This is a genomic window from Streptomyces sp. NPDC001381 (assembly GCF_042895685.1).
Taxonomy (GTDB): domain Bacteria; phylum Actinomycetota; class Actinomycetes; order Streptomycetales; family Streptomycetaceae; genus Streptomyces.
Genome location: NZ_JBIAWO010000007.1, coordinates 333,301 through 357,934, shown reverse-complemented (window position 1 = coordinate 357,934; position 24,634 = coordinate 333,301). Strand labels below are relative to the sequence as shown.

The 24,634-nt window shown below is 70.3% G+C and carries 26 protein-coding genes and 1 riboswitch; of the genes, 14 read left to right on the top strand and 12 right to left on the bottom strand.

The genetic code is table 11. The features are described 5' to 3' along the window. Nucleotides 1-45 precede the first annotated feature (45 nt). Nucleotides 46-621 (bottom strand): TerD family protein, encoded by a 576-nt coding sequence (locus tag ACFY2L_RS29415; protein WP_059195829.1) that lies wholly within the window; start codon nucleotides 619-621, stop codon nucleotides 46-48. Nucleotides 622-766: 145 nt separating this feature from the next. Between ACFY2L_RS29415 and arfB the strand changes: the two genes are divergently transcribed. Continuing rightward, the gene (gene arfB / locus ACFY2L_RS29410) at nucleotides 767-1,204 is read left to right on the top strand and encodes an alternative ribosome rescue aminoacyl-tRNA hydrolase ArfB (protein ID WP_390660498.1); all 438 of its coding nucleotides are present in this window, start codon (nucleotides 767-769) and stop codon (nucleotides 1,202-1,204) included. A gap of 118 nt (nucleotides 1,205-1,322) precedes the next feature. Continuing rightward, nucleotides 1,323-2,240 (top strand): alpha/beta fold hydrolase, encoded by a 918-nt coding sequence (locus ACFY2L_RS29405; protein ID WP_390660497.1) that lies wholly within the window; start codon nucleotides 1,323-1,325, stop codon nucleotides 2,238-2,240. Between the two features lie 10 nt (nucleotides 2,241-2,250). On the opposite strand, the gene ACFY2L_RS29400 is transcribed toward ACFY2L_RS29405, so the two are convergent. Together ACFY2L_RS29400 and ACFY2L_RS29395 are read right to left on the bottom strand one after the other, a co-directional pair. Continuing rightward, entirely contained in the window at nucleotides 2,251-2,727 is a 477-nt protein-coding gene (locus ACFY2L_RS29400; protein ID WP_390823894.1) for a GNAT family N-acetyltransferase, read from the bottom strand. Between the two features lie 47 nt (nucleotides 2,728-2,774). Continuing rightward, nucleotides 2,775-3,293 carry a flavin reductase family protein gene (locus tag ACFY2L_RS29395; protein WP_390660495.1) on the bottom strand — a complete coding sequence of 173 codons (519 nt, stop codon included), beginning with the start codon at nucleotides 3,291-3,293 and terminating at the stop codon, nucleotides 2,775-2,777. A gap of 435 nt (nucleotides 3,294-3,728) precedes the next feature. Between ACFY2L_RS29395 and cdgB the strand changes: the two genes are divergently transcribed. Together cdgB and ACFY2L_RS29385 are read left to right on the top strand one after the other, a co-directional pair. Next, nucleotides 3,729-5,399: a diguanylate cyclase CdgB gene (cdgB, locus tag ACFY2L_RS29390; RefSeq protein ID WP_390660494.1), complete on the top strand. Its 1,671-nt coding sequence runs from the start codon at nucleotides 3,729-3,731 to the stop codon at nucleotides 5,397-5,399. Between the two features lie 143 nt (nucleotides 5,400-5,542). Then, entirely contained in the window at nucleotides 5,543-6,499 is a 957-nt protein-coding gene (locus tag ACFY2L_RS29385; RefSeq protein ID WP_390660493.1) for a carbohydrate-binding protein, read from the top strand. A gap of 187 nt (nucleotides 6,500-6,686) precedes the next feature. Here the strand turns inward: ACFY2L_RS29385 and ACFY2L_RS29380 are convergent, their stop codons facing one another. The 3 genes from ACFY2L_RS29380 to ACFY2L_RS29370 all read right to left on the bottom strand — a co-directional run bounded on the left by ACFY2L_RS29380 (nucleotide 6,687) and on the right by ACFY2L_RS29370 (nucleotide 9,910). Next, a complete protein-coding gene (locus tag ACFY2L_RS29380; protein ID WP_390660492.1) occupies nucleotides 6,687-7,610 on the bottom strand; it encodes a 1-phosphofructokinase family hexose kinase in 924 nt (307 codons plus the stop codon). A gap of 123 nt (nucleotides 7,611-7,733) precedes the next feature. Further along, the gene (gene nagA / locus ACFY2L_RS29375; RefSeq protein ID WP_390660491.1) at nucleotides 7,734-8,969 is read right to left on the bottom strand and encodes an N-acetylglucosamine-6-phosphate deacetylase; all 1,236 of its coding nucleotides are present in this window, start codon (nucleotides 8,967-8,969) and stop codon (nucleotides 7,734-7,736) included. Then, entirely contained in the window at nucleotides 8,969-9,910 is a 942-nt protein-coding gene (locus tag ACFY2L_RS29370; protein ID WP_390660490.1) for an ROK family protein, read from the bottom strand. Before ACFY2L_RS29370 ends, nagA begins: the two co-directional genes overlap by 1 nt. Nucleotides 9,911-10,172: 262 nt before the next feature. Here ACFY2L_RS29370 and ACFY2L_RS29365 point away from each other — a divergent pair, with 262 nt between their 5' ends. The 3 genes from ACFY2L_RS29365 to otsB all read left to right on the top strand — a co-directional run bounded on the left by ACFY2L_RS29365 (nucleotide 10,173) and on the right by otsB (nucleotide 12,580). Continuing rightward, nucleotides 10,173-11,396, top strand: a complete 1,224-nt coding sequence (locus ACFY2L_RS29365) for an ABC transporter substrate-binding protein (RefSeq protein WP_390660622.1) — start codon at nucleotides 10,173-10,175, stop codon at nucleotides 11,394-11,396. Nucleotides 11,397-11,430: 34 nt separating this feature from the next. Then, complete coding sequence (locus tag ACFY2L_RS29360) at nucleotides 11,431-11,661, top strand: DUF3263 domain-containing protein (RefSeq protein ID WP_390660489.1); 231 nt, start codon at nucleotides 11,431-11,433, stop codon at nucleotides 11,659-11,661. A 61-nt stretch (nucleotides 11,662-11,722) separates the two neighbouring features. Beyond that, the gene (otsB, locus tag ACFY2L_RS29355) at nucleotides 11,723-12,580 is read left to right on the top strand and encodes a trehalose-phosphatase (protein WP_390660488.1); all 858 of its coding nucleotides are present in this window, start codon (nucleotides 11,723-11,725) and stop codon (nucleotides 12,578-12,580) included. On the opposite strand, the gene ACFY2L_RS29350 is transcribed toward otsB, so the two are convergent. Together ACFY2L_RS29350 and ACFY2L_RS29345 are read right to left on the bottom strand one after the other, a co-directional pair. Beyond that, nucleotides 12,568-13,983 (bottom strand): trehalose-6-phosphate synthase, encoded by a 1,416-nt coding sequence (locus ACFY2L_RS29350; RefSeq protein ID WP_390660487.1) that lies wholly within the window; start codon nucleotides 13,981-13,983, stop codon nucleotides 12,568-12,570. The two genes, otsB and ACFY2L_RS29350, sit on opposite strands and share 13 nt — an antisense overlap. Before the next feature lie 94 nt (nucleotides 13,984-14,077). After that, nucleotides 14,078-15,049: a glucosyl-3-phosphoglycerate synthase gene (locus tag ACFY2L_RS29345; RefSeq protein WP_390660486.1), complete on the bottom strand. Its 972-nt coding sequence runs from the start codon at nucleotides 15,047-15,049 to the stop codon at nucleotides 14,078-14,080. A 178-nt stretch (nucleotides 15,050-15,227) separates the two neighbouring features. Then, a riboswitch (SAM riboswitch) is annotated at nucleotides 15,228-15,374 on the top strand. An 18-nt stretch (nucleotides 15,375-15,392) separates the two neighbouring features. Between ACFY2L_RS29345 and thrC the strand changes: the two genes are divergently transcribed. From thrC to groL, 4 genes are all read left to right on the top strand, one after another. After that, nucleotides 15,393-16,682, top strand: coding sequence for a threonine synthase (thrC, locus tag ACFY2L_RS29340; protein WP_390660485.1), 1,290 nt, complete (start codon nucleotides 15,393-15,395; stop codon nucleotides 16,680-16,682). After that, nucleotides 16,679-16,954 carry a MoaD/ThiS family protein gene (locus tag ACFY2L_RS29335; RefSeq protein ID WP_030164968.1) on the top strand — a complete coding sequence of 92 codons (276 nt, stop codon included), beginning with the start codon at nucleotides 16,679-16,681 and terminating at the stop codon, nucleotides 16,952-16,954. Before thrC ends, ACFY2L_RS29335 begins: the two co-directional genes overlap by 4 nt. Before the next feature lie 452 nt (nucleotides 16,955-17,406). Then, nucleotides 17,407-17,613: a cold-shock protein gene (locus ACFY2L_RS29330; protein ID WP_007493268.1), complete on the top strand. Its 207-nt coding sequence runs from the start codon at nucleotides 17,407-17,409 to the stop codon at nucleotides 17,611-17,613. 371 nt (nucleotides 17,614-17,984) lie between these two features. After that, nucleotides 17,985-19,607, top strand: a complete 1,623-nt coding sequence (gene groL, locus ACFY2L_RS29325) for a chaperonin GroEL (protein WP_390660484.1) — start codon at nucleotides 17,985-17,987, stop codon at nucleotides 19,605-19,607. A gap of 76 nt (nucleotides 19,608-19,683) precedes the next feature. On the opposite strand, the gene ACFY2L_RS29320 is transcribed toward groL, so the two are convergent. Beyond that, nucleotides 19,684-20,433, bottom strand: coding sequence for a Uma2 family endonuclease (locus ACFY2L_RS29320; RefSeq protein ID WP_390823893.1), 750 nt, complete (start codon nucleotides 20,431-20,433; stop codon nucleotides 19,684-19,686). A 269-nt stretch (nucleotides 20,434-20,702) separates the two neighbouring features. Between ACFY2L_RS29320 and ACFY2L_RS29315 the strand changes: the two genes are divergently transcribed. The 3 genes from ACFY2L_RS29315 to ACFY2L_RS29305 are packed head-to-tail and all read left to right on the top strand — an operon-like array spanning nucleotide 20,703 to nucleotide 22,636. Beyond that, nucleotides 20,703-21,254, top strand: a complete 552-nt coding sequence (locus tag ACFY2L_RS29315) for an RNA polymerase sigma factor (protein ID WP_390660482.1) — start codon at nucleotides 20,703-20,705, stop codon at nucleotides 21,252-21,254. Then, nucleotides 21,251-22,318, top strand: coding sequence for a hypothetical protein (locus ACFY2L_RS29310; protein ID WP_390660481.1), 1,068 nt, complete (start codon nucleotides 21,251-21,253; stop codon nucleotides 22,316-22,318). Before ACFY2L_RS29315 ends, ACFY2L_RS29310 begins: the two co-directional genes overlap by 4 nt. A 3-nt stretch (nucleotides 22,319-22,321) precedes the next feature. Further along, the gene (locus ACFY2L_RS29305; RefSeq protein WP_390660480.1) at nucleotides 22,322-22,636 is read left to right on the top strand and encodes a GntR family transcriptional regulator; all 315 of its coding nucleotides are present in this window, start codon (nucleotides 22,322-22,324) and stop codon (nucleotides 22,634-22,636) included. Between the two features lie 60 nt (nucleotides 22,637-22,696). On the opposite strand, the gene ACFY2L_RS29300 is transcribed toward ACFY2L_RS29305, so the two are convergent. The 3 genes from ACFY2L_RS29300 to ACFY2L_RS29290 form a co-directional block, all read right to left on the bottom strand. After that, nucleotides 22,697-23,377: a hypothetical protein gene (locus ACFY2L_RS29300; protein WP_390823892.1), complete on the bottom strand. Its 681-nt coding sequence runs from the start codon at nucleotides 23,375-23,377 to the stop codon at nucleotides 22,697-22,699. Nucleotides 23,378-23,547: 170 nt separating this feature from the next. After that, nucleotides 23,548-23,751, bottom strand: coding sequence for a DUF397 domain-containing protein (locus ACFY2L_RS29295; protein ID WP_390660478.1), 204 nt, complete (start codon nucleotides 23,749-23,751; stop codon nucleotides 23,548-23,550). Continuing rightward, the gene (locus tag ACFY2L_RS29290) at nucleotides 23,741-24,574 is read right to left on the bottom strand and encodes a Scr1 family TA system antitoxin-like transcriptional regulator (protein ID WP_390660477.1); all 834 of its coding nucleotides are present in this window, start codon (nucleotides 24,572-24,574) and stop codon (nucleotides 23,741-23,743) included. The genes ACFY2L_RS29295 and ACFY2L_RS29290 overlap by 11 nt, the downstream gene beginning before the upstream one ends. Nucleotides 24,575-24,634 lie beyond the last annotated feature (60 nt).

Below are 24,634 nucleotides of genomic sequence, written 5' to 3'. Positions count from 1 at the left end.
CCGGGCCTTTTCGGGCCGGGGGCTCCGCGCGGTGTGCGGGGTCGCTCAGACGTTCACGCCGAAGTCCTGGGCGATGCCGACCAGACCCGAGGCGTACCCCTGGCCGACCGCGCGGAACTTCCACTCCGCGCCGTTGCGGTAGAGCTCGCCGAAGACCATCGCCGTCTCCGTCGCCGCGTCCTCCGAGAGGTCGTAGCGGGCGATCTCGGCGCCGCCGGCCTGGTTGACGATGCGGATGTAGGCGTTGCGGACCTGGCCGAAGTTCTGCGAGCGGTTCTCCGCGTCGTAGATGGAGACCGGGAAGACGATCTTGTCGATGTCGGCGGGGAGGCCCGCCAGGTTGACGTTGATCGCCTCGTCGTCGCCCGCGCCCTCACCGGTGCGGTTGTCACCGGTGTGGACGATGGTGTTGTCCGGGGTCTGCTTGTTGTTGAAGAAGACGAAGTGGGCGTCGGAGTAGACCTTGCCCTGGGTGTTGACCGCGATCGCGGAGGCGTCGAGGTCGAAGTCCGTGCCGGTGGTGGTGCGGACGTCCCAGCCGAGGCCCACGGTGACGGCGGTCAGGCCCGGAGCCTCCTTGGTGAGCGAGACGTTGCCACCCTTGGACAGGCTTACAGCCATGGTTTGGGACCCTTCCCTCGGTTCCGGTACGGCAGAAAGCTACAGCTACCGGTATGAACGCCGAGAGGGGTACACAAGGTTCCAGGTCGCTTTGCTTTCTTTACCCGGGAATTTCGGGTGACGTGGCCCGGTCAGCCGCGCGACCATGAGGGGCATGTCCGGTCCCTATCTCATCCGCGGCTCCGTCTCGCTCCCCGAGGCCGAGCTGATGTGGCGTTTCTCGCGGTCCTCGGGACCGGGCGGGCAGCACGTCAACACCAGTGACTCCCAGGTGGAACTGCGGTTCGACCTGGCCGCCACCGAGGCGCTGCCCGAGGTGTGGAAGGCGCGGGCGCTGGAGCGGCTGGCCGGCCGTCTGACCGACGGCGTCGTCAGTGTCCGTGCCTCCGAGCACCGCTCCCAGTGGCGCAACCGCGAGGCCGCCGCCGTACGCCTCGCCGCCCTGCTCGCGGAGGCCACCGCGCCCCCGCCCAAGCCGCGCCGGCCGACCCGCATCCCCCGGGGGATCAACGAGCGGCGGCTGCGGGAGAAGAAGCAGCGGTCCGAGACCAAGCGGGGCAGGACCGGGCGGGACTGGGCCTGAGGCCCGCACCGCGGCACGGGGGCCACTGGGCCACTGGGCCGCCGTCACCTCGCACGCCGCTCGCACCGATGTGACATTGGACGGCAGAGCCCGGACCGGACCGAGGAGACGACGCCCCATGGCACAGCCCGTCCCGGAAGCGAGTACGACGACCGTCGAGGCCACCGCCTCGCGGCGCCCCTCCCTCGTCCAGCAGGTCGAACTCCGGGCCGGTGACATCCACCTCTCCGGGCTGCTCGCCCTTCCCCCGGACGCCCCGCCCCGCGCGGTCGTCGTCGCCCTGCACGGCAGCGGCATGGCCGCCGGGTACTTCCACGGTCAGGCCGACGCCTCCACCTCGCTGCTCTCCCTCGCCGCCGGCGCCGGCTACGCCGCCCTCGCCCTGGACCGTCCCGGCTACGGGGCCTCCGCGCGGCGGCTGCCGCACGGACTGTGCCTCACCGAGCAGGCCCGGTGCGTGCGGGCGGCCCTGCGCGCCTACTCCGCCCGGTGGGCCACCGGGGCCGGGTTCCTCCTGGTGGGTCACTCGCTGGGCGGCAAGGTGGCGCTGACCACGGCGGCGACGGCACGGCGGGCCGAGCGGCTGCTCGGTGTGGACGTCTCCGGGGTCGGCGCCCGCTGGGCCGTGCCGCCCGACCGGGTGGCCGCCCTGCGGCACCGCCCCGACCACCGTCTGCACTGGGGGCCGCTCACGCTCTATCCGCCGGACACCTTCCGGCTGGCGCGCGGTTTCGTCGCGCCCGTCCCGGCCCGGGAGGCCGACGAGATCCCCGACTGGCCCGGCCGGTACGCGGAGGTGGCCCGCCGGATCCGCGTACCGGTGCGGTTCACCTTCGCCGAGTACGAGCGGCTGTGGGCCTGGGACCCCCCGGCCCTGCGGGAGCTCACCAGCTCGCTCGCCGCACCCCTGGTCCGCGTGGACCACGAGCCGGACGCCGGGCACAACATCAGCCTCGGCCACACCGCCCGCCGCCACCATCTGCGCCTGCTGGACTTCCTGGAGGAGTGCCGCGTCCAGTCCGGGAGCGCGGGCTGAGAACCGGGGCTCACTCCAGGGCCAGCACCCCCACCACCTGGTCCCCGCTCAGCTCCCCGGTCCTGCGGAAGCCCAGGCCCCGGTAGAAGCCCTCGGGGCCGTGCCCGCCCTCGTGCCAGGTGACGTAGAGCTCCCTGCCGCCCCGCCGGCGGATCTCGTCCGCGACCGATTGCACCGCGAAACGACCGTATCCCCGCCCCTGCTCCCCGGCCGCGATGTTCAGGCGCCACAGACCGGAGCGGATCATGGTGCCGTCGAGCTTCCAGTCGATGTCGAAAAAGGCCATGAGGAAGCCGACGGGACGGTCGCCGTCCATGATCAGCCGGGGCCAGGCGACATCCAGGTGCACATAGGCCTCGGCGAGCGACTTCACAACGGGTGCGACTGCGAATTCCTGATCGGGCCGGACCTTGACGGCGAGAGCCGCGTCCACATTCGAGGGGGTGATTTCTTCGAGCCTGAGAGAAGCCCCGGACGACATCGTCATCCCGGCAAAGTAAGAGCGCCCGCCGACAGCGGCAACTGAATTCCCGTTCAGCCCAACTGCCGGTACCTTCCCCGGAAATAGACCAGCGGGCCGCCCTGCGCACTCGGCACCCGCGCCCGCAGCACCCGGCCGATCACCAGTGTGTGGTCGCCCGCCTCCACCCGCTGCTCGGTCCGGCACTCCAGGGTGCCCAGCGCACCGCCCACCAGGGGTGCGCCGGTCACCTCGCCGCGGACGTACGGGATGTCCTCGAAGAGCAGGCGGTCGCTGAGCCGGCCCTTCATCGCGAAGCGGCCCGCGATGTGCCGCTGGCTCTCGGAGAGCACCGACACCGCCCACAGGGGCTGCTCGTCGAGCAGGTCGTCCATGCGGGAGCCCGTGCGCAGGCTGACCAGCACCAGGGGCGGTTCCAGGGAGACCGACAGGAACGCCGTCGCCGTCATGCCGGCGTACTCGCCCTCCGGTGCCCCGGGGTCGTCCGGGTCCAGCGGCGGCTCCTGCGCGGTCACCAGGACCACCCCGCCGGCCAGCCGGGACATGACCGCGCGGAACTCGTCGTTGCTCACCCCCACAGCATGCCCGGAGGCGGCGGAGGGGGCGGGGACGGGATGAGTCTTCAATACGTCGGGAGCCACGCCCGAAACGCTAGTGCCGGTCCGCAGGGCGCCGCATCGGACCTCGGTCCGAGTAGGGTCGTAGGTCCATGGACCGACCACGGAGCGAGTGGGAACAATTCCCGTCCGTAGCGCGCTTCTGTGTGTGGGCTGTGTTCAGTAAACACACAGGGAAAACGCAGAAACTCCACTCAAATGTTCACGTTCATCTGTGACTTGAGTCACAAGACGCATTAATTGTTGACCCTGTGTACCGAGTGGGCAGCGCGCTGTGATTCAGTGGCGGAGGTGTCACTAGGACATACGCAACGACTGGAACGACAGAAACGAACGTTACGCCGAAGACAACCCTTGATTCGCTGCGAAGTCTCGGGGGGAGGGCGAAGCATGGAGACCGAGTCGGAGCCGTACGTCCGTCTTGCGTCCCTGCGACAGCTGCACCAGGTCATGGCCGACATGAACACGGCCCGCAGCCTGGCCGACACACTGCAGACCGTCGCCGATGGTGTGGTCAGCGCGCTGGGCTACGAGCTCGCGTGCGTCAACCTCGTGCGCCCCGACGGGGATCTCGTGGTGGCCGCCTTCTCCGGGAACCCTGCCGCCGAGGCCCTCATCACCGGCCGGGTCGGCTCGCGCGCGTCCTGGGAGCGGCGTCTGAACATGGGCGAGACCTGGGGCGACCTGGTCTTCATACCCCACACCGAGGGCTGGATCCTCGACGACGACGACGTCCCGCAGTGGTACACCGACGGCCCCGCCCCCCGTTTCGAGGACGAGTGGCACCCCTCGGACCGGCTCTTCGCCCCCATGTACACACCCGCCCCGCCCGGCAGCGGCGGAACGTGCGGCGAACTGATCGGCGTCCTGTCCGTGGACCGGCCGCGCAACGGCAGGCGCCCCGGCGCGTGGGGGCGCGAGGCGCTCCAGATGTACGCCTTCCAGGCCGCCATCGCCATTAGCAACGCGCGTCTACGTGCGAACATGCAGCGCGCACTGGTCCGGCTCGAACGCGAGCAGCAGGCCCTGCGCGCCAGTGAGGAATCCTTCCGCCAGGCCTTCGAGTACGCCCCCTCCGGCATGGCGATCGCCGAGATGGGCGGCGACCAGCACGGGCGGATCCTGCGCACCAACGACGCCCTGTGCCGCCTCCTCGGCCGCCCCGCCTCCGCGATGCGCCGCTACTCGTTCTCCGACCTCGTCCACCCCGAGGACATAGGCACCCTGCTCCGTACGTCGGCGGAGGGCGGGCGCGCCGAGCTGCGCCTCGGCCGCCGGGACGGCACCTACGTCTGGGTGTCCCTGCGCAACTCCGTCGTCGCCGACGCCGCCGACGGTCCCCGCTTCCTCCTCACCCATGTCGAGGACATCGAGGAGCGCAAGCGCCGCGAGCTCCAGCTCGCCCACCGCGCCTCGCACGACTCCCTCACCGGGCTGCCGAACTCGGCGGAGCTGCGCTCGCGTCTGTCCGCCCGCATCTGCGGCCGCCCCCAGTCGACGCACCCCGCCGTCGTCGACGCCATGGACCAGAGCTACGGCCACCCCGCCTTCGACGCGAACGGTCACGGCTTCGACTACCGGCCCGCCGGCGCGGAGGCGTACGACGCCTACGACCACCATGTGCACACCGTCGCCCCCGAGGACGGCAACCGCGACGACGGCACCAAGGGGCTCGCGGTCCTCTTCTGCGACCTCGACGGCTTCAAGTCGATCAACGACCGGTTCGGGCACAACGCGGGCGACGCGGTCCTCATCGAGGTCGCCCGGCGCCTCTCGCGGGCCGTCCGCGACGGCGACACGGTCGCCCGGCTCGGCGGTGACGAGTTCGTCATCCTCGCCGACGGGCTCGGCCGCGCCGACGCCGCCGACCTCGCCGTACGCCTGCGCAACGAGATCATCCAGCCGATCCGCGCCGAGGGCCGGGCCGTCCGGGTGGGCGCCAGCTTCGGCATCGGCTGGGCGCACTGCGGGATGACGGCCGACGAAGTCCTGAAGTCGGCTGACGAACGGATGTACGTCGAGAAACGATCTCGTCCCAAACAGCACAGACGTGCGGGGTGAATCCCGCCACGAATCCCAGGTCAGTGGCCTGGGAGCCGAGCTGATGCGATCCGAGTCACCCGTTTGGGGCACCTGGACCGGGTAGGCTCGCCATTCTCACCTTGCATCGCATCAGCCCCGCACCTGTTGAGGAGTACGAAGGGATGACGCCCGGCAACAACGGCGCGAGTACGCCCGAGGACGACGACCCGTTCGGCTACCTCTACGCCGACGGCCAGGCCAACGGCGCCCAGCCGCCCTCCGGCGGTGGCTACGGCTACCCCAACTCCGTCAGCAGAGTGCGTGCGGTCGGCGAGCGCCAGTACGGGCAGCCGCAGCAGCAGACCGCGCAGTACGGGCAGTACGGCCAGCCGCAGGCGGCGTCCCAGCAGGGCGCCTACGGCCAGCCGAACGCGCACTACACGGCCCCCGAGACCCTCCCCGGCGGAGCCCCCACCGGCAGGCAGCCGGCCCAGAACGGCGGCCGCGGCCGAGGCCCGAACACCAAGGGCCTCCTCATCGGCGCCGTCGCGGTCGTCGCGGCGGTCGTGATCGGCATCGCGGTGGCCATGGCCAACGGCGACTCCGGCGCCGACGACAACAAAGCGAGCGACCAGGTCTCCGCCTCGGCCTCGGCCTCCCCGAGCGTCTCGCCCAGCGAGTCCTCCACCAGTGAGGCGAGCGCGGAGAATCTGCCGACGATCGACGCGAAGGCGTTGAAGCTCGGCGGCGGCGCCGCGCTGGCCTCCGACGTCGAGGGCGCCCAGGCGGACGGCGGCATCTACGTCAACAACCTGAACAACACGGGTTCGTCGGTGACCTGGACGGTCAACGGCATTCCCGAGACCGGCGCTTACACCCTCTTCACGCACTACAGCGTGCCGGGCCAGGACCAGTCCATGACGCTCACCGTCAACGGCAAGGTCTTCGGATCCAAGCTGAACCTGGGCAACTTCGCGAAGGCCAAGGACGGCGACTTCGCCAAGGGCTGGACGCAGACCTACTCCTGGCCCACGCTCACCAAGGGCACGAACACGATCTCGGTCTCCTGCGAGAACGGCGACAAGTGCAACGTGCTCCTCGACCAGCTGTGGCTGAAGGAGGGGCAGGTCAAGGACTAGCCCTCGACGGATTCGTGCCGATGGCCGCCGAGGTGCTCAAGCACTCCGACGGCCATCGTGTCCGGTCCCTCAGATACGGCCGGCCTCGACGCACTTGACGGCTACCCAGCCAGGCCTGCCGCTCCAGCTCACCTTGACCCAGTCATTGTCCGAAGGGCCACCGGGCCAGCAGTTCGGTAGGGCGTATTCAGGCCGCCGACGCCTCGCCGGTCACCGTGATGCGGTTCAGGAGCTCCTCGTACGCGGACCGGTCGAACTCGCCGGCTGTTCGGGCCAGGACCGTCGCCGTGGACAGGGCGACCGCTCGGGCCAGGCGGTCCGGCCAGGGGAGGCCCTCCACCAGGGCCGAGAGCAGGCCCGCCGAGACCGAGTCGCCGGCGCCCGTGGGGTTGCCGTGCACCCGGGCCGGCGGGGCGGCCCGCCAGCGGCCCTCCGGAGTCGCCGCGACCAGGCCCTCGGGCCCGAGCGAGGCCACCACCGCCTGTGCCCCGCGCCGCCGGGCGTCCTGAGTCGCCCTCAGCGGCTCGTGGGAGCCGGTGAGTTCGGCCAGTTCGTCGGCGTTCGGCTTGACGAGGTCCGGGCGGGCGGCGACCCCGCGGCGCAGCGGCTCACCGCTCGTGTCCAGCAGTACGGGGACGCCCGCGGCCCGGGCCGTACGGACCAGGCCCGCGTAGGCCCCCACCGGCACCCCCGGCGGCAGACTCCCGCACAGGGCCACCGCGTCGGCGTCCGCGACCAGATCCTCGTACGCCTCCTGGAAGGCGGACCACTCGGCCGGGGTGATGAGCGGGCCGGGCTCGTCGAGCCGGGTGGTGTCACCGGCGCGGGTGTCGACGACGGCGACGGTGCGGCGGGTGGTGCCGCGGACGGGCAGGAGCGCGTCGCCGATCGCCGGGGGGAGCAGGTCCCGTACCACCCGGCCGGTCGCCCCGCCCGCGAATCCGGTGACCGTCACCTCGTGCCCGAGGGCGGCCAGTACGCGGGCGACGTTCAGTCCCTTGCCGCCGGGGCGTTCCGTCACGTCCGTCACCCGGTGGGAGGTGTGCGGCCGCAGGGCCGGGACGCGGTAGGTGATGTCGAGAGCGGTGTTCAGCGTGACCGTGAGGATCACCTGTGCCGACCTCCCCCGAGCGATGCGACCGTGTGCGACTGGTTCCGGAGGCCTGATCATGCCAAAAGGACGGCGACCGGCCCAGTCCTCGGGTCGGCCACCGTCCCTGTGCGGGGGGATGTTTCAGGCCAGTTGGGGATCCACCACCCAATCCCCCTTGCGCATGACTCCCCTGACGTCGAAGTCCGCGTCCAGCAGGACCAGGTCGGCGTCCTTGCCGGGAGCCAGGGAGCCCACCCGGTCGTCCATGCCCAGCAGGCGCGCCGGGTTGGCGGACAGGGCGGCGACGACGTCCCCGACCGGGAGCCGGTCGATCGTCACCGCCCGCTTGAAGGCCCGGTCCAGGGTCAGGGTCGAGCCCGCGATCGAACCGCCCTCCACCAGGCGCGCCACCCCTTCGCTGACCTCGACCTCCAGCGGGCCGAGCATGTAGTGGCCGTCGCCGATGCCGGCCGCGTCCATCGCGTCCGTGATGAACGCGACCCGGCTCGCGCCCGCGTGACGGAACGCCAGTTCCAGGGCGGCGGGGTGCAGATGGGTGCCGTCGTTGATGAGCTCCACCGTGACCCGCTCGTCCTCCAGGAGCGCGGCGATCGGGCCGGGGGAGCGGTGGCCGAGGACGGGCATCGCGTTGAAGAGGTGGGTGGCGACCGTCGCTCCGGCCTCGATGGCCTGAACCGTCTGCTCGTAGGTGGCGTCCGTGTGGCCCACCGCGGCGATCACGCCGTGCTCGGCGAGCAGCCGTACGGAGTCCAGGCCGCCGGGGAGTTCCGTCGCCAGGGTGACCATCCGCGCCCGGCCGCGCCCGGCGTCGATCAGCTTGCGCACCTCCGCCGGGTCCGGGTCGCGCAGCAGTTCCTCGGAGTGCGCGCCCTTGCGGCACGGTGAGATGAACGGGCCCTCGAAGTGGATGCCGGCCAGGTCGCCCTGTTCGGCGAGCTCGCTCAGCAGGCCGGCCTGGCGGACCAGGACGTCCATGTCGTCGGTGACGGTGGAGGCGACGAGGGTGGTGGTGCCGTGGGTGCGGTGGGTGCGGACGGCCTTCAGGACGTCCTCCGCCGTGCCGCTGGAGAACGAGGCTCCGCCGCCGCCGTGGTTGTGGATGTCGACGAAGCCGGGGACCAGCCAGTGGCCGGACACGTCGATCAGACGGGCGTTCTCCGGGGCGGCGGCGGCGATGCGGGTGCCGTCGACGACGACCTGTCCGCCGGGCACGGTTCCGGTGGGGAGGACCACGTGGGCGCCGGAGAGGACGACGGGCGCCCTGCCGGTCGCGGGCCGCGGGTGGTCGGTGGCTGGTTGCGCCCCGCGGCGGTGCCGCACGTCGGCGCTGTCCCGCGCCCCTAGGGGGGTGGCCATTAGGGAGTTACCTCCATGCGGTCGGTGGTGGTGAGGAGATCCCAGGCCAGGAGGCCGGCACCCAGGCACCCGGCGCTGTCGCCCAGGGCCGCCGGAACGATCTCCGGCAGTTTCTGGAAGGTGATCCGCCGCCGGACGGCGTCCCGCAGTGGTGTGAACAAGGTTTCCCCCGCCTCCGCGAGGCCGCCACCGATGACGAGGGTGCGCGGGTCCAGCAGGGTGAGGGCGGTGACGAGGCCGTCGGCGAGGGCGTCGACGGCCCGCTGCCAGACCAGGGCGGCGTCCGGGTCGCCGGACGCGACGGCCTTCGCGCAGTCGGCCGCGTCCGCCTCCGGGTTGGCGCGGGCCGCCGCCCATGCCTCGCTCACCGCCGCCGCCGACGCGTACCGCTCCAGACAGCCACGCTGCCCGCAGGGACACGGGGTCCCGCCGGGCCGTACGACGACATGGCCGATCTCGCCCGCGAAGCCGTGTGCGCCGGCCTCCACCCGGCCGTCGACGCCGATCGCGCCCGCGATGCCGGTGCCCAGCGCCACGAACAGGAAGCGGTCCGCTCCCCGTCCCGCGCCGACGCGGCCCTCGGCGAGTCCGCCGGTGCGGACGTCGTGGCCCAGCGCGACGGGGGTGCCGAGCCGTGCGGTGAGCAGGTCGCGCAGGGGTACGTCCCGCCATCCCAGGTTGGCCGCGTAGGCGGCGACGCCGCGTGCCTCGTCGACGATGCCGGGCACGGCGACACCGGCGGCGGCCGCGGGTTCGCCGAGCTGCCCGACGCCGTGGGCGCGCAGGTCGGCGGCGAAGTCGAGGATGGCCGCGACCACCGCGTCGGGCCCGCGCTCACGGCCGGTGGGCCTGCGGTCCTGGTGCAGGAGGGTGCCGTCGGCCCCGACCAGCGCGGCCTTCATCCCGGTGCCGCCCACGTCGAGGGCGATGACATGTCTCACGGGGACAGTGTGGCCCGAGGACCCGCAAGAGGTCTAGTCCACTTACCGGCCTTGGGGGTAGCGTGCGCCCTCGGAAGGCCCGAAAGAGGTCTAGTCCACCCATGTGGTGTAGACCTTGATCCGGATATCGGTCCATTGGTAGGAACAATCAGTTGTCCACCTGGTGGACAATCACTCTGGGAACCCCGGGAGAAGCGCGGTGCAGCGGGCAGGCAGGTCAGGAACGATCGTCGGGACGATCGCGGGGGTGTCCGCACTGGGCATGACCGTGGTCCTCTCCGGCTGCGGACTCAGCGGGGGCTCCGACGACGTCACCCTGAGACTGGTCGCCGCCGACTACGGCGACAGCAAGGCCAACAGCTCCGAGAAGTACTGGGCCCGGCTCGTCGAGGCGTACGAGAAGAAGCACCCCGGCGTCACCGTCGAGGTCAGCGTCTACTCCTGGAACGACGTCGACGCCAAGGTCAAGGACATGGTCGACGCGGGCAGGGCGCCCGACATGGCGCAGATCGGCTCGTACGCCGACTACGCGGCCGCCGACCAGCTGTACAAGGCGGACGACGTGCTCTCCGTCACCACGCAGGCCGACCTCGTCCCGCAGCTGCGCGACGCGGGCAAGGTGCGGGGCACGCAGTACGGCATGCCGTTCGCCTCCTCCACCCGGCTGCTGTTCTACAACAAGACCCTCTTCCGCGAGGCCGGGATCACCCCGCCGACCACCTGGGCCGAACTCGCCGAGGACGCCGAGGCGCTCAAGGCGAAGGGCGTGACGTACCCGTACGCGCTGCCCCTCGGACCCGAGGAGGCGCAGGCCGAGACCCTGCAGTGGCTGCTCAGCGGCGGAGGCGGCTACGCGCAGACCGTCAGCAGCTACAGCATCGACTCCGCGGAGAACGTCGACACGTTCACCTGGCTGAAGGACGAGCTGGTCGGCAAGGGCCTCACCGGACCCGTGGCGCCGGGCAAGCTCAACCGCGCGGACGCCTTCGCCGCGTTCGCCGACGGTGAGGTCGGCATGCTCAACGGCCACCCGTCCCTGATGAAGACGGCCGCGAAGAAGGGCGTGAAGTTCGGCATGGTGCCGATGCCCGGCGTCGACGGCCCCCGCAAACTCGCCATGGGCGTCGCCGACTGGATGACCGCCTTCAAGCAGAACGGGCACGCCACGGAGGTCGGCGAGTTCCTCGACTTCGTCTACGACGAGGACAACGTGCTCGACTTCTCCCGCGAGTACGACCTGCTGCCGGTCACCACCTCCGCCTCCCAGGTCATGTCCGCCACCGAGGAGGACGCCGAGCTCAGGCCGTTCCTGGAGGAACTCCCGCTCTCCGAGCTCTACCCCGTCGGGCGGACCTCCTGGGCGGAGGTCAGCGCGGCGGTCAAGCAGCGGATAGGCAAGGCCGTCGCCCCGTCCGGCAGCCCGGCCACGGTCCTGGGCGACCTCCAGGCGACGGCGATGACCGCGGAGAGCGCCTCCGGCGAGTGACAGCGGTGTCGGTGGACGGGGGTACCGTGCGGACATGGAGGAACACCTGGCCGCACGGGAGCGGAACATCCTCGCCCTGGAGCGCCGGGGCTTCTCCGGCCCCGGCGCCAAGGAACGAGCCATCCGCGAGGAACTGGACCTCTCCCCGGTCCACTACTACCAACTCCTGAACGCCCTCCTCGACGACCCGCGGGCGCTGGCCCACGACCCGGTGACGGTGAACAGGCTGAGGAGGGTGAGGGAGGCCCGGCGGTCCGAACGCTGAACCGCGCGGGCCGCGCGACCCACCCCCGCCGGCACCGGCCCGCCGCAGCTATCGTCACCGTATGGGCACCCAGGAGACGCACTCAACGGACCCCGCACCCACGACCCCCGCCGGTCGCGAGGCACTCGCCGCGATCCTCGCCCGGCCTTCCCGCACGCTCGTCGCCCTCGACTTCGACGGCACCCTCGCCCCCATCGTCGAGAACCCGGAGGACGCCCGCGCCCACCCGGACACCCTCCCGGCCCTCGCGGCGCTCGCTCCGAAGGTCGCCGCCGTCGCCGTCATCACCGGCCGCCCCGCCGAGGTCGCCGTACGCAACGGCGGGTTCGCCGGGGCCGAGGGACTGGAACACCTCGCCGTCCTCGGCCACTACGGCGCCGAACGGTGGGAGGCCCGGACGGGCAAGGTCACCGCTCCCGCCCCGCACCCCGGCGTCGCCGCCGTACGGGCGGAGCTGCCGGCCGTCCTGGACACGGCGGCCGGGGCGTGGCCGGGCGTCTGGACCGAGGAGAAGGGCGGCCGCGCCGTCGCCGTCCACACCCGTCGCGCCACCGACCCGCAGGCCGCCTTCGACGCCCTCCGCGAGCCCCTCACCGGCCTCGCCGCCCGCCACGGCCTGATCGTCGAGCCGGGCCGTCTGGTCCTGGAGCTCCGGCCCCCCGGCGTGGACAAGGGCGTCGCCCTGCTCGACCACGTCCGCGAGACCGGCGCCGAGTCCGTCCTCTACGCCGGCGACGACCTGGGCGACCTGCCCGCCTTCGCCGCCGTCGAGCGACTCCGCTCCGACGGCGTCCCCGGCCTCCTGGTCTGCAGCGGCAGCAGCGAGGTCGGCGAACTGGCCGCCCGCGCGGACCTCGTCGTCGACGGCCCCGCCGGGGTCGTACGGCTGCTGCGGGACCTGGCCGGTCAGCTCGGCTGAAGCCGCTGCAGGGCGGTCAGCTGTTCGAGGAACCACTGGGCCGGAGGGAGCGCGGTCGCGGCCGCCGTCAGGCGCTTGGTGCGCTCGGCGCGCTCCTCCGGCTTCATGGACAGGGCCTCGTGCAGGGCGCGGGCCGTCTCCAGGACGTCGTACGGGTTCACGACGATCGCGTCGTCGCCCAGCTCCCAGTACGCCCCCGCCTCCCGCGACAGCACCAGCGCGCAGCCCTCGTCGGAGACGACCGGGACCTCCTTGGCGACGAGGTTCATGCCGTCCCGGATCGGGTTGACCAGCGCCACGTCCGCGAGACGGTAGGCGGCCAGGGAGCGGGCGAAGTCGTCCTCGAGGTTCAGCAGCACCGGAGTCCAGCCGGGGGTGCCGTACCGCTCGTTGATCTCCTGCGACAGCCGGCTCACCTCCGCCGTGTACTCCCGGTACACCGTCAGGTCCTGGCGGGACGGGTACGCGAAGGCGATGTGGACGACCCGTTCGTGCCATTCCGGATGGTCGTCGAGGAGCTGCCGGTACGCCAGCAGCCCGCGCACGATGTTCTTCGACAGCTCGGTGCGGTCCACCCGGACGATCGCCCTGCGTCCCTCGCCGCCGATCTCCGCGCGCAGCGCGGCGAGCCGCTCCTCCACGTCCGGCCGGTGCGAGCGTTCGCGCAGGAAGTCGGCGTCGGCGCCCAGACCGTGCACCCCGACCCGCGTACGCCCCAGGCCGCCGGCGAACTCCGCGCAGCACGCGGTGAACGCGTCCGCCCAGCGCCGGGTGAGGAAGCCCAGGCGGTCCGCGCCGAGCATCCCCCTCAGCAACTGCTCCCGGATGTCCGAGGGCAGCAGCCCGAAGTAGTCCACCGGGGCCCACGGGGTGTGCGAGAAGTGGCCGATCCGCAGGTCGGGGCGGAGCTCGCGGAGCATTCCGGGGACCAGGCACAGGTGGTAGTCCTGGACCAGGACCGCGGCGCCGTCCGCCGCCTCCTGCGCCAGCGCCTCCGCGAACGCCCGGTTGTACTCCTCGTACGACGCCCACTGGCGGCGGAACTCCGCGTCGAAGACCGGTTCCAGCGGGGTCTGGTAGAGGAGGTGGTGGATGAACCAGAGGACCGAGTTCGCGATGCCGTTGTAGGCGTCGGCGTGCACGTCGGCCGGAATGGGCAGCATCCGCACGCCCTCCTCGCCGACCCCGCGCCGGACCGCCTCCCGGTCGCCCTCGGACAGTGCCGAGCACACCCAGAGGGCACCCGTGTCGGGCCCGATGGCGGACAGACCGGAGACCAGCCCGCCGCCCCCGCGTTTCGCGCGCAGCGAGCCGTCCTCCTCCACCGTGTAGGAGATGGGGCCGCGGTTGGACGCGACCAGCACCTGAGCACCCCGAGCAGCAGCGTCGTGCGTGGAAGCCATACGCCTCAACCTAGCCCGGTCCGGAAACGCTCAAACGTACGGTCGCCCCCTGTGGACGGGCCGTATCCAGCCGTATACGGCCCGCCCGCCGGCGTTACGCGACCTTGCGGGTCTGGTACTCGGCTATCTCCGCCATCGGCGGCCGTTCCTCGGTGTCCACCGAGTAGGTGCGGGGCTCGAAGCCGTCGCTGCCGCGCTCGAACTGGGTGAGGGCGGGGCGGACGAGGTGGCCGCGGGCCAGGCGGAGCTGGGCGGTGCGGTAGATCGCCGCCGCCATGCGGCCGAGCGCCTGCCCGTCCTGGTGGCGGTGCTTGCGCACCCCGACGTCGACCTGCGCGAGGGCGTCCAGGCCCACCAGGTGCAGGGCGTCCACCAGCATGCCCAGCTCGACCCCGTACCCGACGGGGAACGGCAGCTGCTCAAGGAGGCTGCGGCGGGCCGCGTACTCGCCGCCGAGCGGCTGCACGAAACCGGCCAGCTGCGGCCAGTGCATGTTGAGCAGCGGCCGGGCCATGAGCTCGGTCACCCGCCCGCCCTGGCCGGCCGTCCTGCCGGAGGCGAGCGCATCCGGCTCAGTGCCGAGAGGACGGTCGTACATGCCCTTGACCAGGTCCACGCCCGGGTCGGTGAGCAGCGGGCCGACGATGCCCGAGACGAAGTCGGAGGAGAACTCCTTCAGGTCGGCGTCGATGAAGCAGACGATGTCCCCGGTCGTGACGAGCAGCGAGCGCCACAGGACCTCGCCCTTGCCGGGCACGGCCGGGATGCGGGGCAGGATCGCGTCGCGGTGCACGACACGCGCGCCCGCCGCGGCCGCGACCTCGGCCGTACGGTCGGTCGACCCCGAGTCGACGACCACGATCTCGTCGACGAGCGGGACCTGGTGCATGAGGTCGTGACGGATGACCGCGACGATGTCGCCGACCGTCTCCTCCTCGTTCAGCGCGGGCAGGACCACCGACACCGACTGGCCCGAGGCGCGCTTCGCGGCCAGGATCCGGTGGAGCGGGCGATCGGTCACGGACCAGGAGCGGGTGGCCAGCCAGCGCTCGACTTCTTCCAGCACAGTCTGCGGCTCCTCACTGTCGTGATCACACCGGGTGCACGGCAGGTGACCGTGTGATCCATCTCGCGGTTCGGACGACTATCTCAACTGTCCTGGCCTTCGGTTACAGTCTTGAACAACGCGGATGACCATCGCATGTCCGGGGTCGTCCGGCGTTCAGCGTTCAACAACCGAATACCGCTCATCCAGAGGGGCAGAGGGACACGGCCCGATGAAGCCCCGGCAACCCTCCAGCCGGTCTGACCACGTCGTCGTGGTGAGGCTCCCGGCTTGGGAAGGTGCCAAATCCGTCTCACGGCGAGATGCGTCGTGAGGAAGATGAGGAGAAAGGGCCTCGCCTCACATGGCTGCGCAGACTGTTGCCACCGAAACCACCGCCTCCCCCGTCGACCTCGGTCCCGCCGCGGCGCTGAGCTGCCGCGAGTGCGGTCACCGCGTCCCCCTCGGCCCGGTCTTCGCCTGCGAGGAGTGTTTCGGCCCGCTCGAGATCGCGTACGACTTCTCCTCCTACGACACGGAGGAGCTCCGCAAGCGCATCGAGGCGGGACCCGCGAACATCTGGCGCTACGCGCCGCTGCTGCCCGTCCCGGCCGACGTGGCGGACAAGCCCAACATCAACCCCGGTTGGACCCAGCTCGTCAAGGCCGACAACCTGGCCCGTGAGCTGGGCATCGACGCCGGCAAGCTGTTCGTCAAGGACGACTCCGGCAACCCGACCCACTCCTTCAAGGACCGGGTCGTCGCCCAGGCCCTGGAGGCCGCCCGCGCCTTCGGCTTCACCACGCTCTCCTGCTCCTCCACCGGCAACCTGGCCGGCGCGGTGGGCGCCGCCGCGGCCCGGGCCGGCTTCCGCTCGTGCGTGTTCATCCCGCACGACCTGGAGCAGGGCAAGGTCGTCATGGCCGCGATCTACGGCGGCGAGCTCGTCGGCATCGAGGGCAACTACGACGACGTCAACCGCTTCTGCTCCGAGCTCATCGGCGACCCGGCGGGTGAGGGCTGGGGTTTCGTCAACGTCAACCTGCGGCCGTACTACGCCGAGGGCTCCAAGACGCTGGCCTACGAGATCGCCGAGCAGCTCGGCTGGCGGCTTCCCGACCAGCTGGTCGTGCCCATCGCCTCCGGCTCGCAGCTCACGAAGATCGACAAGGGTCTGCAGGAGCTGATCAAGCTCGGACTGGTCGAGGACAAGCCGTACAAGATCTTCGGTGCCCAGGCGGAGGGCTGCTCCCCGGTGTCGGTGGCCTTCAAGGCCGGGCACGACGTCGTGCGCCCCCAGAAGCCGAACACCATCGCCAAGTCGCTGGCCATCGGCAACCCGGCCGACGGGCCGTACGTCCTGGACATCGCCCGTCGCACGGGCGGTGCGGTGGAGGACGTGACGGACGAGCAGGTCGTGGACGCGATCAAGCTGCTGGCCCGGACCGAGGGCATCTTCGCGGAGACGGCCGGCGGGGTGACCGTCGGTGTCACGCGCAAGCTCGTCGAGAACGGTCTGCTCGACCCGACGAAGACCACCGTCGTCCTCAACACCGGCGACGGCCTGAAGACGTTGGACGCGGTGGCCGGCACCGGCCTGACCGCGACCATCCGCCCCAACCTGGACTCTTTCCGAGAGGCTGGCCTCGCATGAGCGTCACCGTCCGCATCCCCACCATCCTGCGCACCTACACGGGCGGTCAGGCCGAGGTGTCCGCCGAGGGCGCGACCCTCGCCGAGGTCATCTCCGACCTGGAGAAGAACCACACCGGCATCGCCGCCCGCGTCCTGGACGACCAGGGCAAGCTGCGCCGGTTCGTCAACGTGTACGTCAACGACGACGACGTCCGCTTCGAGCAGGGGCTGGAGACGGCGACCCCGGACGGGGCCGGCGTGTCGATCATTCCGGCCGTCGCCGGTGGCTGACCCGCGTTCCGTACCCGCCGGTAGTAACCGTCGGTAACAGTGATTACCGAGCGTTCATCGAATTGCCCCCTCCGTGAGAGAAGCGGAGGGGGCAATTCAGTGTGGTTGAGCGCGGTACAGTTGGGGAACCGGGTCGCGAAACCCTGATCCGGAGCCTTTGATTTCTGCCTTACGCCCGACAAGAAGCAGCCAAAGTGCGTGTCTCTTGCGTGGCATTTGCGGCTTTTACGGGGCCCGACTTGCCCTGAATTCTGGCGAATTCTCGCCACATTCCGGATCGCGTGCGTCCAGAATTCTCGTCCGACTGACCTGTTGCAGACGGCAGTTGGACAGATACATTCAGCCGCGGTCGACGCGTTCCGGCGCACGCCCCCAACCAACTGGGGGGTGAGGTCTGACCCGGATCCGCGAAGTGTGGATCTGTGCAAGGGCCAGTAATAGGGGAGTTAGGCATGGCTCAGGGCACCGTCAAGTGGTTCAACGCGGAGAAGGGGTACGGCTTCATCGCGGTCGACGGTGGTGCGGATGTTTTCGTCCACTACAGCGCGATCCAGATGGACGGGTACCGCACCCTGGAAGAGGGCCAGCGGGTCGATTTCGAGATCTCGCAGGGCCAGAAGGGGCCGCAGGCGGACATGGTCCGACTGGCGACCGGCTGAAGCACGCGCCGACTGACAGCGACGTTCTTCTGTTTCATCTTCGAAGGGCTCGTGCCTCCTGGGGCACGGGCCCTTCGGCGTGCCGGGGCACTCCGGCGAACCGGCCCCGGTCCGCGGGAGGCGCTTGCGCCCGCCCGTCACCCGACCGCCACCCCTCATCGAGCCCGCTTCGCGGGCGCACCTTGCACTCGGGCATGCCGAGTGCTAATCATTGGCGTTAGCACTCTGAAGGTGAGAGTGACAAAGAAGGACCGGGTCGGTGAGGCCCGCAGGCCAGGTGGGGCAAGGAACCACGGGGCATGCGAGCCGTCCGTCGCGGGCGCGGGCGCGGTCCGAAGGAATCACCCCCAGTCCTGGAGGGACCACTTCACATGGCCAAGATCATCGCGTTCGACGAGGAGGCGCGGCGCGGCCTCGAGCGCGGCATGAACCAGCTCGCGGACGCCGTCAAGGTGACGCTCGGCCCCAAGGGTCGCAACGTCGTCCTCGAGAAGAAGTGGGGCGCCCCCACGATCACCAACGATGGTGTGTCCATCGCCAAGGAGATCGAGCTCGAGGACCCGTACGAGAAGATCGGCGCCGAGCTGGTCAAGGAAGTCGCGAAGAAGACGGACGACGTAGCCGGTGACGGCACGACGACCGCGACCGTCCTGGCCCAGGCCCTGGTGCGCGAGGGTCTGCGCAACGTGGCCGCCGGCGCCAACCCGATGGCTCTGAAGCGCGGTATCGAGAAGGCCGTCGAGGCCGTCTCCGGTGCCCTGCTCGAGCAGGCGAAGGATGTCGAGACCAAGGAGCAGATCGCTTCCACGGCCTCCATCTCCGCCGCCGACACCCAGATCGGCGAGCTCATCGCCGAGGCCATGGACAAGGTCGGCAAGGAAGGTGTCATCACCGTCGAGGAGTCCCAGACCTTCGGTCTGGAGCTGGAGCTCACCGAGGGTATGCGCTTCGACAAGGGCTACATCTCGGCGTACTTCGCCACCGACATGGAGCGTATGGAGGCCGTCCTCGACGACCCGTACATCCTGATCGCGAACTCCAAGATCGCGAACGTCAAGGACCTGCTCCCGCTCCTGGAGAAGGTCATGCAGTCGGGCAAGCCGCTGCTGATCATCGCCGAGGACGTCGAGGGCGAGGCCCTGTCGACCCTGGTCGTCAACAAGATCCGCGGCACCTTCAAGTCCGTCGCCGTCAAGGCCCCGGGCTTCGGCGACCGCCGCAAGGCGATGCTGAACGACATCGCCATCCTCACCGGCGGCGAGGTCATCTCCGAGGAGGTCGGTCTCAAGCTCGAGAACACGACCCTCGACCTGCTGGGCAAGGCCCGCAAGGTCGTCATCACCAAGGACGAGACCACCATCGTCGACGGTGCCGGCTCCTCGGACCAGGTCGCGGGCCGTGTGAACCAGATCCGCGCCGAGATCGAGAACAGCGACTCGGACTACGACCGCGAGAAGCTGCAGGAGCGCCTGGCGAAGCTCGCCGGCGGCGTCGCGGTCATCAAGGCCGGTGCCGCCACCGAGGTGGAGCTCAAGGAGCGCAAGCACCGCATCGAGGACGCCGTCCGCAACGCGAAGGCCGCCGTCGAGGAGGGCATCGTCGCCGGTGGTGGCGTGGCCCTGCTGCAGGCCTCCCAGGTCTTCGAGAAGCTGGAGCTCGAGGGTGACGAGGCGACCGGCGCCAACGCCGTGCGCATCGCGCTCGAGGCCCCGCTGAAGCAGATCGCCGTCAACGCCGGCCTCGAGGGCGGCGTCGTGGTGGAGAAGGTCCGCAACCTCACCCCGGGCCACGGCCTCAACGCCGCGACCGGCGAGTACGTCGACCTGGTCAAGGAAGGCATCATCGACCCGGCCAAGGTGACGCGCTCCGCGCTGCAGAACGCCGCGTCGATCGCCGCGCTCTTCCTCACCACCGAGGCCGTCATCGCCGACAAGCCGGAGAAGGCCGCGGCCCCGGCCGGCGGCGGCATGCCGGGCGGTGACATGGACTTCTGATCGGCCTCTGGTCGATCTGCGTCCTCACCGAGGGCGGTATTCCCTGTCTGGGCAGGGGGTACCGCCTTCGGGCGTTTCAGCCGGCGTAGTCCTTGAGTTCCTCGGTGTCGAGGGTGACGCCGACCGGAGCGGGAAGCGGCACGGTGCCACCCCAGGGGTAGGAGTCGCACTGCTGATGGCGGCCGCCCTTGGGCTCGCTGTGGACGACGACCGTGTTGTTGTCGCGGTCGATGAGCAGGTAGACGGGAATCTCGGCCACGGCGTATCCGAGGGGCGTGTCGATGCGGTCGCGCTGGTCGGTGTCCCGGTCATGGGAGGTGATCTCGACGGCCATGAGGGCGCCGTGGGTATCAGACCATGGCGTCGCCTCCTCCGTCAGACGGCGGTGGAGGAGGGCGGCCGGGCTGTGAACGGGGGTGGGCAGGCCTGCGGTGAGGGCGGCGAGGAGCGTCTCCTCGGTGGCCCCGCGCGCGAACCACTCCTCCACCAGCGGCGCGAGGCGCACGCATTCGGCGGCGGACAGAGACGGGACGGGGACCGTGCGACCGAGAGCGGCGAGAAGGATGTGGGCGCGGGAACGGGTCGGGCGGCCGGCCGGGGCCGGTGGCTGGTCCGGCTGTGGTACGTGACCTCGTACGAACGTCACCCACCAGCCGTCGTCACGTGCCGTACGGGACCACCACGATCGGGTGATCCAGCGTGAGTCGCCGTCGCCCGCCGTCGCCCGCTCCCGACCCCGCCTCAGATGCCCCGCCGCCTGGATCCTGTTGAGCGCGGTCCGCAGCGCGCACTGCCCGTACGGCAGCGTCTTGGCCAGCGTCTTCACGCAGATGTCGGCACCGTCGGGCAGCCGGCCGACGTACGCGGCGACGGCGCCTGTCGGGGGCTGTTTGCGCCATCCGCACCGTAGACGTCCGTGACTTTCCGTCGCAACTCGGTCGCTGAAAGTCAACTCCAAGGGCGGGCGGGTGGGTTGAGAGCCACCACCCGTTCCTTGCAAAGAGGGCTCGGGGCTGGACGCTTGAGCTTCGGGCTGTAATCGGGAGCGGGGTGGGGACACAAACAGGGTGCGAGCGTCAGCGGAAGGGAGACCCTGTGGGTGAGGTCGCGAGTGAGTGGTCGCGCTTCGAGGCGGAGTACCGGGTCTCGTACCAGGCAGTGGTCAGGTACCTGACGCGCAGACTCCCCCAGGCTTTGGTCGACGATGCCACCTCCGAGGTCTTCGTCATCGCCTGGGAGCGTTGGCCGACGAGACGCGGCACCGCCCTGCCGTGGCTGTACGGCATCGCCCGCAGGGTGGTCGCCAACGCGCGCCGCTCTCAGGGGCGGGCGGACCGACTGGCCGACCGGTTACGCAGAGAAGAGGGGGCCTCCACCGACGCGCCGGGTGCGGACAGCGAGGTACTCGAACGCATGGGCGCCGCCCGCATCCTCGCACGGCTGCCGGAGCCAGACCGCGAGGTGCTGATGCTCGTCTCCTGGGACGGCCTCGACGCGCGTGAGGCGGCCCAGGCGCTCGGATGCAGCAAGGCCGCCTTCGCCGTACGTCTGCACAGGGCGCGGCGGAGACTGGAGCAGGAACTGACCAAGGAAGCGCCTGCGGTTACCGGCCATCGCCCTGTGACGGCGGAAAGGACTGCGACGTGAAACAAGACGTGGAACGGGTCCGGGAAATCCTGACCACGGACAATGACCCGGCAGGCCTTGTCGGCTGCGGGCAAGTCGCCCTGACGCCGCGAGCGGAGTACACCCTCGATGCTCTGCGGCAGACCCCGCACACGAGGCCCGCACTGCTGGGTCGCCGTCGACTCCTTGTGGGTGCAGCCATCGTAGGCGGGGCGGCAGTGGCTGTGGGCGGCCGTGAGTTCCCCCCAGCGAAGGACGTACCCGCACCGGTCGCCTACACACCCCCCGTGCTGACCCTGCGTCCCGTCGAGAGCCGCTCGACCCGCGCGTTCCTCCTGGCCTTCGCCGAGCGCGTCGAGGCGCTCCGGCCGGAAGCAGCGCAGGGCACCTACCAGTACACGAAGAGCTGGGGCTGGTGGCTCAACACCGCCGGAGACGTTCCGGGAGGCGTCGCGAGCGCCGCCGTTCCCACCGTGACCGAGTCCTGGGTCGCCGAAGACCATTCGGGACGGCGGCGCAGTGCGTACGGCGAACCGCTCTTCCCCGACTCCGCGCAGCGCAAGGACGCAGAGGACGCGGGCCTGGTAGCCGGCACAGGCGTGAAGGACAGGACGTACGGGGCAGGCAAGTTCCCCTTCCCGGAGGGCGGCGCCTGGGCATCCGTCGCTCCGTTTTCCACCGACGTCCGGGCCCTCGCCCGGCAGTTGTCGAAGGTGAGCTGGGACGGCGGGATGATTGTCTACGGCGTGCACGATGCGCTCGGGTACGCGGCAAGGTCCGGCCCGGTGGAGCCTGGGCTGCGCGCCGCCGCACTGCGTGTGCTCGCCGACTTCGCCGACGTGACCGTGGCCGCCACCACGACCTGGCAGGGGCGGCACGCAGTCGCCGTGTCGCAGAGCGAGACGCTGGACGGCAGTACACAGCGTGAATCGGTGCTGTTCGACCCGGAGACAGGCTACCCGGTGGGCACGGAGTCGGCCCTGTTCGGAGACGCGCGACGGCTTCAGGTGTCCGTACCCGCCACCCTTGCTGTGACCGAGATACTGGAGCGAGCCGCTGTGCCGACGATCGACGGGAGGCCCTGAGCCGTGCCGGAGCGGAAATACGACAGGCCCACACGCCTGAAGACGATCGAGTTGCCCGGGTCCACGGCGAGCGACGCGAACCAGGCGCACGAGGACTTTGTCGGCCACATCCGGGCCGGCCTGGCGGAACGCCGCTACGTCTTCGGGGACATCCTGCCGACGGTCTCCGACGTTCGGGACCAGTACGGCCTGCCGGAGGATGACATCCACCGGGCGATCCGGGAGTTGCGCAACGATGGACTGCTCCAACTCCACGACAGTTACCGGGACACGTACTTCCTCGACCCCGGCCCGGACGCCGGCGAGGCCCGCGCCTGACGCCGTGACGGCTGAGCGCCCTGGTCCACGACCAGAGCGCTCGGTCTCGTCGAACTCTGCCTACTGACGGCAGGCCCGGAAGCTGCTGGCCTTGTTGTCGTGGAACGAGTCCACCTGGCTCACCTTCGTCCACGGCTGCTCCCGCCACAGACTGGACGTGAACCAGCCGTCGTAGACCGTGACGATCATTCCCACGTCATCGCGGTCCGGGGTGGTGTTCACCCAGCCGGTGGTCTTGTTGTCGAAGCCGTAGTCGCTGAACCGGATGCCATTGTTGCAGTGCGCGTGGTTCCACTGGAGCCGGCGTCCTCCGAATGCCGAGTACTGGTAGAAGCAGTACCAGCGGTTGTCGTCGGCACCGGCTGGGCAGTTCTCCCAGTCGACCCGCAACTGAGCGGCATCCGTTTCGTTCACTCCCGCGGCCTTCAAAGCCACGGCACTCGAGGCCGGAGCCTTGGTCTCCCCGGGGAGCGGGAAGACCATGGTCGGCTCGCCGCCGCTCCACGAGATCTCGTTGGCGCTGATCTGCACGCCCCCGTTGCCAGTCTCGGTGAGCGTCGCGTCGATCTCCGCCTGCAGCTCCTGCTTCTCGTCGAGCGACAGGGCCCTGATCTCGGGACGGCTGTCGCTCGCCGCGATCGTGGGAAGGACGGGACGCTCCTGGGCCTGGGCTGCCGTACCACCTGTGATCAGTGTGGCGAGGAGGACGACGGTCCCCGCGACTGTCGTTGAGGTGTGCATCGGACGTCGGTTGTGCACCATGAGACTGGCGGAAAGCGGCGGTATGCATCGAATGGAGGAATCGTTCCTTCCGATTCGCCGGTCGTCTCTTCGGTGCGGGATGGCCGGCGGCGGCTGGATCGAGTGCATGCAGAACACGCGACTGAGTCGCATGTTTGACAACCAGTCCGCTAGTTCGAATTGGCTGATACCAGATGTTCGATGAAGGCCGTCCAGGCCTCCGGCTGGAACGCGAGCTTCGGGCCGTGCGGTGCCTTGGAGTCGCGGACGGGGACGAGGGTGGGGTGGCCGAGGGCGACTTCCAGGCAGTCACCGCCCTGGCCGCCGCTGTAGCTCGACTTGTGCCAGGCGCTCAGGTCGTTGTCACGCGTCATGCTCGTAATCCTGCGCCACGGACTTGAGGAGGGCCAGCGAATCCTGCGGCGAAAGTGCCGCAGCCTGGAGGAGGTTGAACATCAGGGTGTGGTGGGCGACGGTGGCGGGGTCGTCCAGCAGCTTGCCCATGTTCGGTGCCTCCACGAAGGAGAGCGGAGGTGCGTCCTCGAACTCCATGAGCTTGAGGGGACCATCCATCGCCGCATGCGCCCCGGCCTCGAATGGCAGCACCTGCACGATGATCCGCCGCTTGTGGGCGAGGTCCAGCACATGACGGATGGCCTCTGCCATGACCGCCCTGCCGCCGACCACTCTGCGGAGCACCGCCTCGTCAAGGATCGCCCACAACAACGGCGTTGTTGGATCGCCGAGGAGGTGCGCTCGTTCGAGTCGGGTGACCACCAGCTCATCGATCTCAGCGTCCTGAGCTGTCGGCTTGTACGCCCGGAAGACCGCCTCTGCGTACGCCCTCGTCTGCAACAGACCTGGAATCAGGAGCTGCGCGTACTGCCTGATCGCCGTGGCGACCGCCTCCGCCTCAGCCGCCTCCGCGAAGTGGTCCGGGTACTTCGACTTGGCCAGGGCCCTGCAGTTGCGTTCGAAGAAGCCGTTCGTGCTCAGGATCTCGTCTATCTGGACGGCGTATTCGAGGTGCAGGCGTCGGGTCCCGGCCTCCAGCTGGCCGATGAACGAGCCGCTCACGAACAGGGGCTCGCCCAGTTCGGCCTGGCTCAGGCCGGCCTTCTCCCTGGCGTGCCGCAGTTCCGCGCCCAGCAGGGCGCGCGGCGACGACGACGGATCGAGGTCCTTCGGTCCTGGCATGGCAACTCCCTGTCACACAAGCGGGATTGTTGGTGTGCCGTCTCTGTCCAGGTTAGAGGG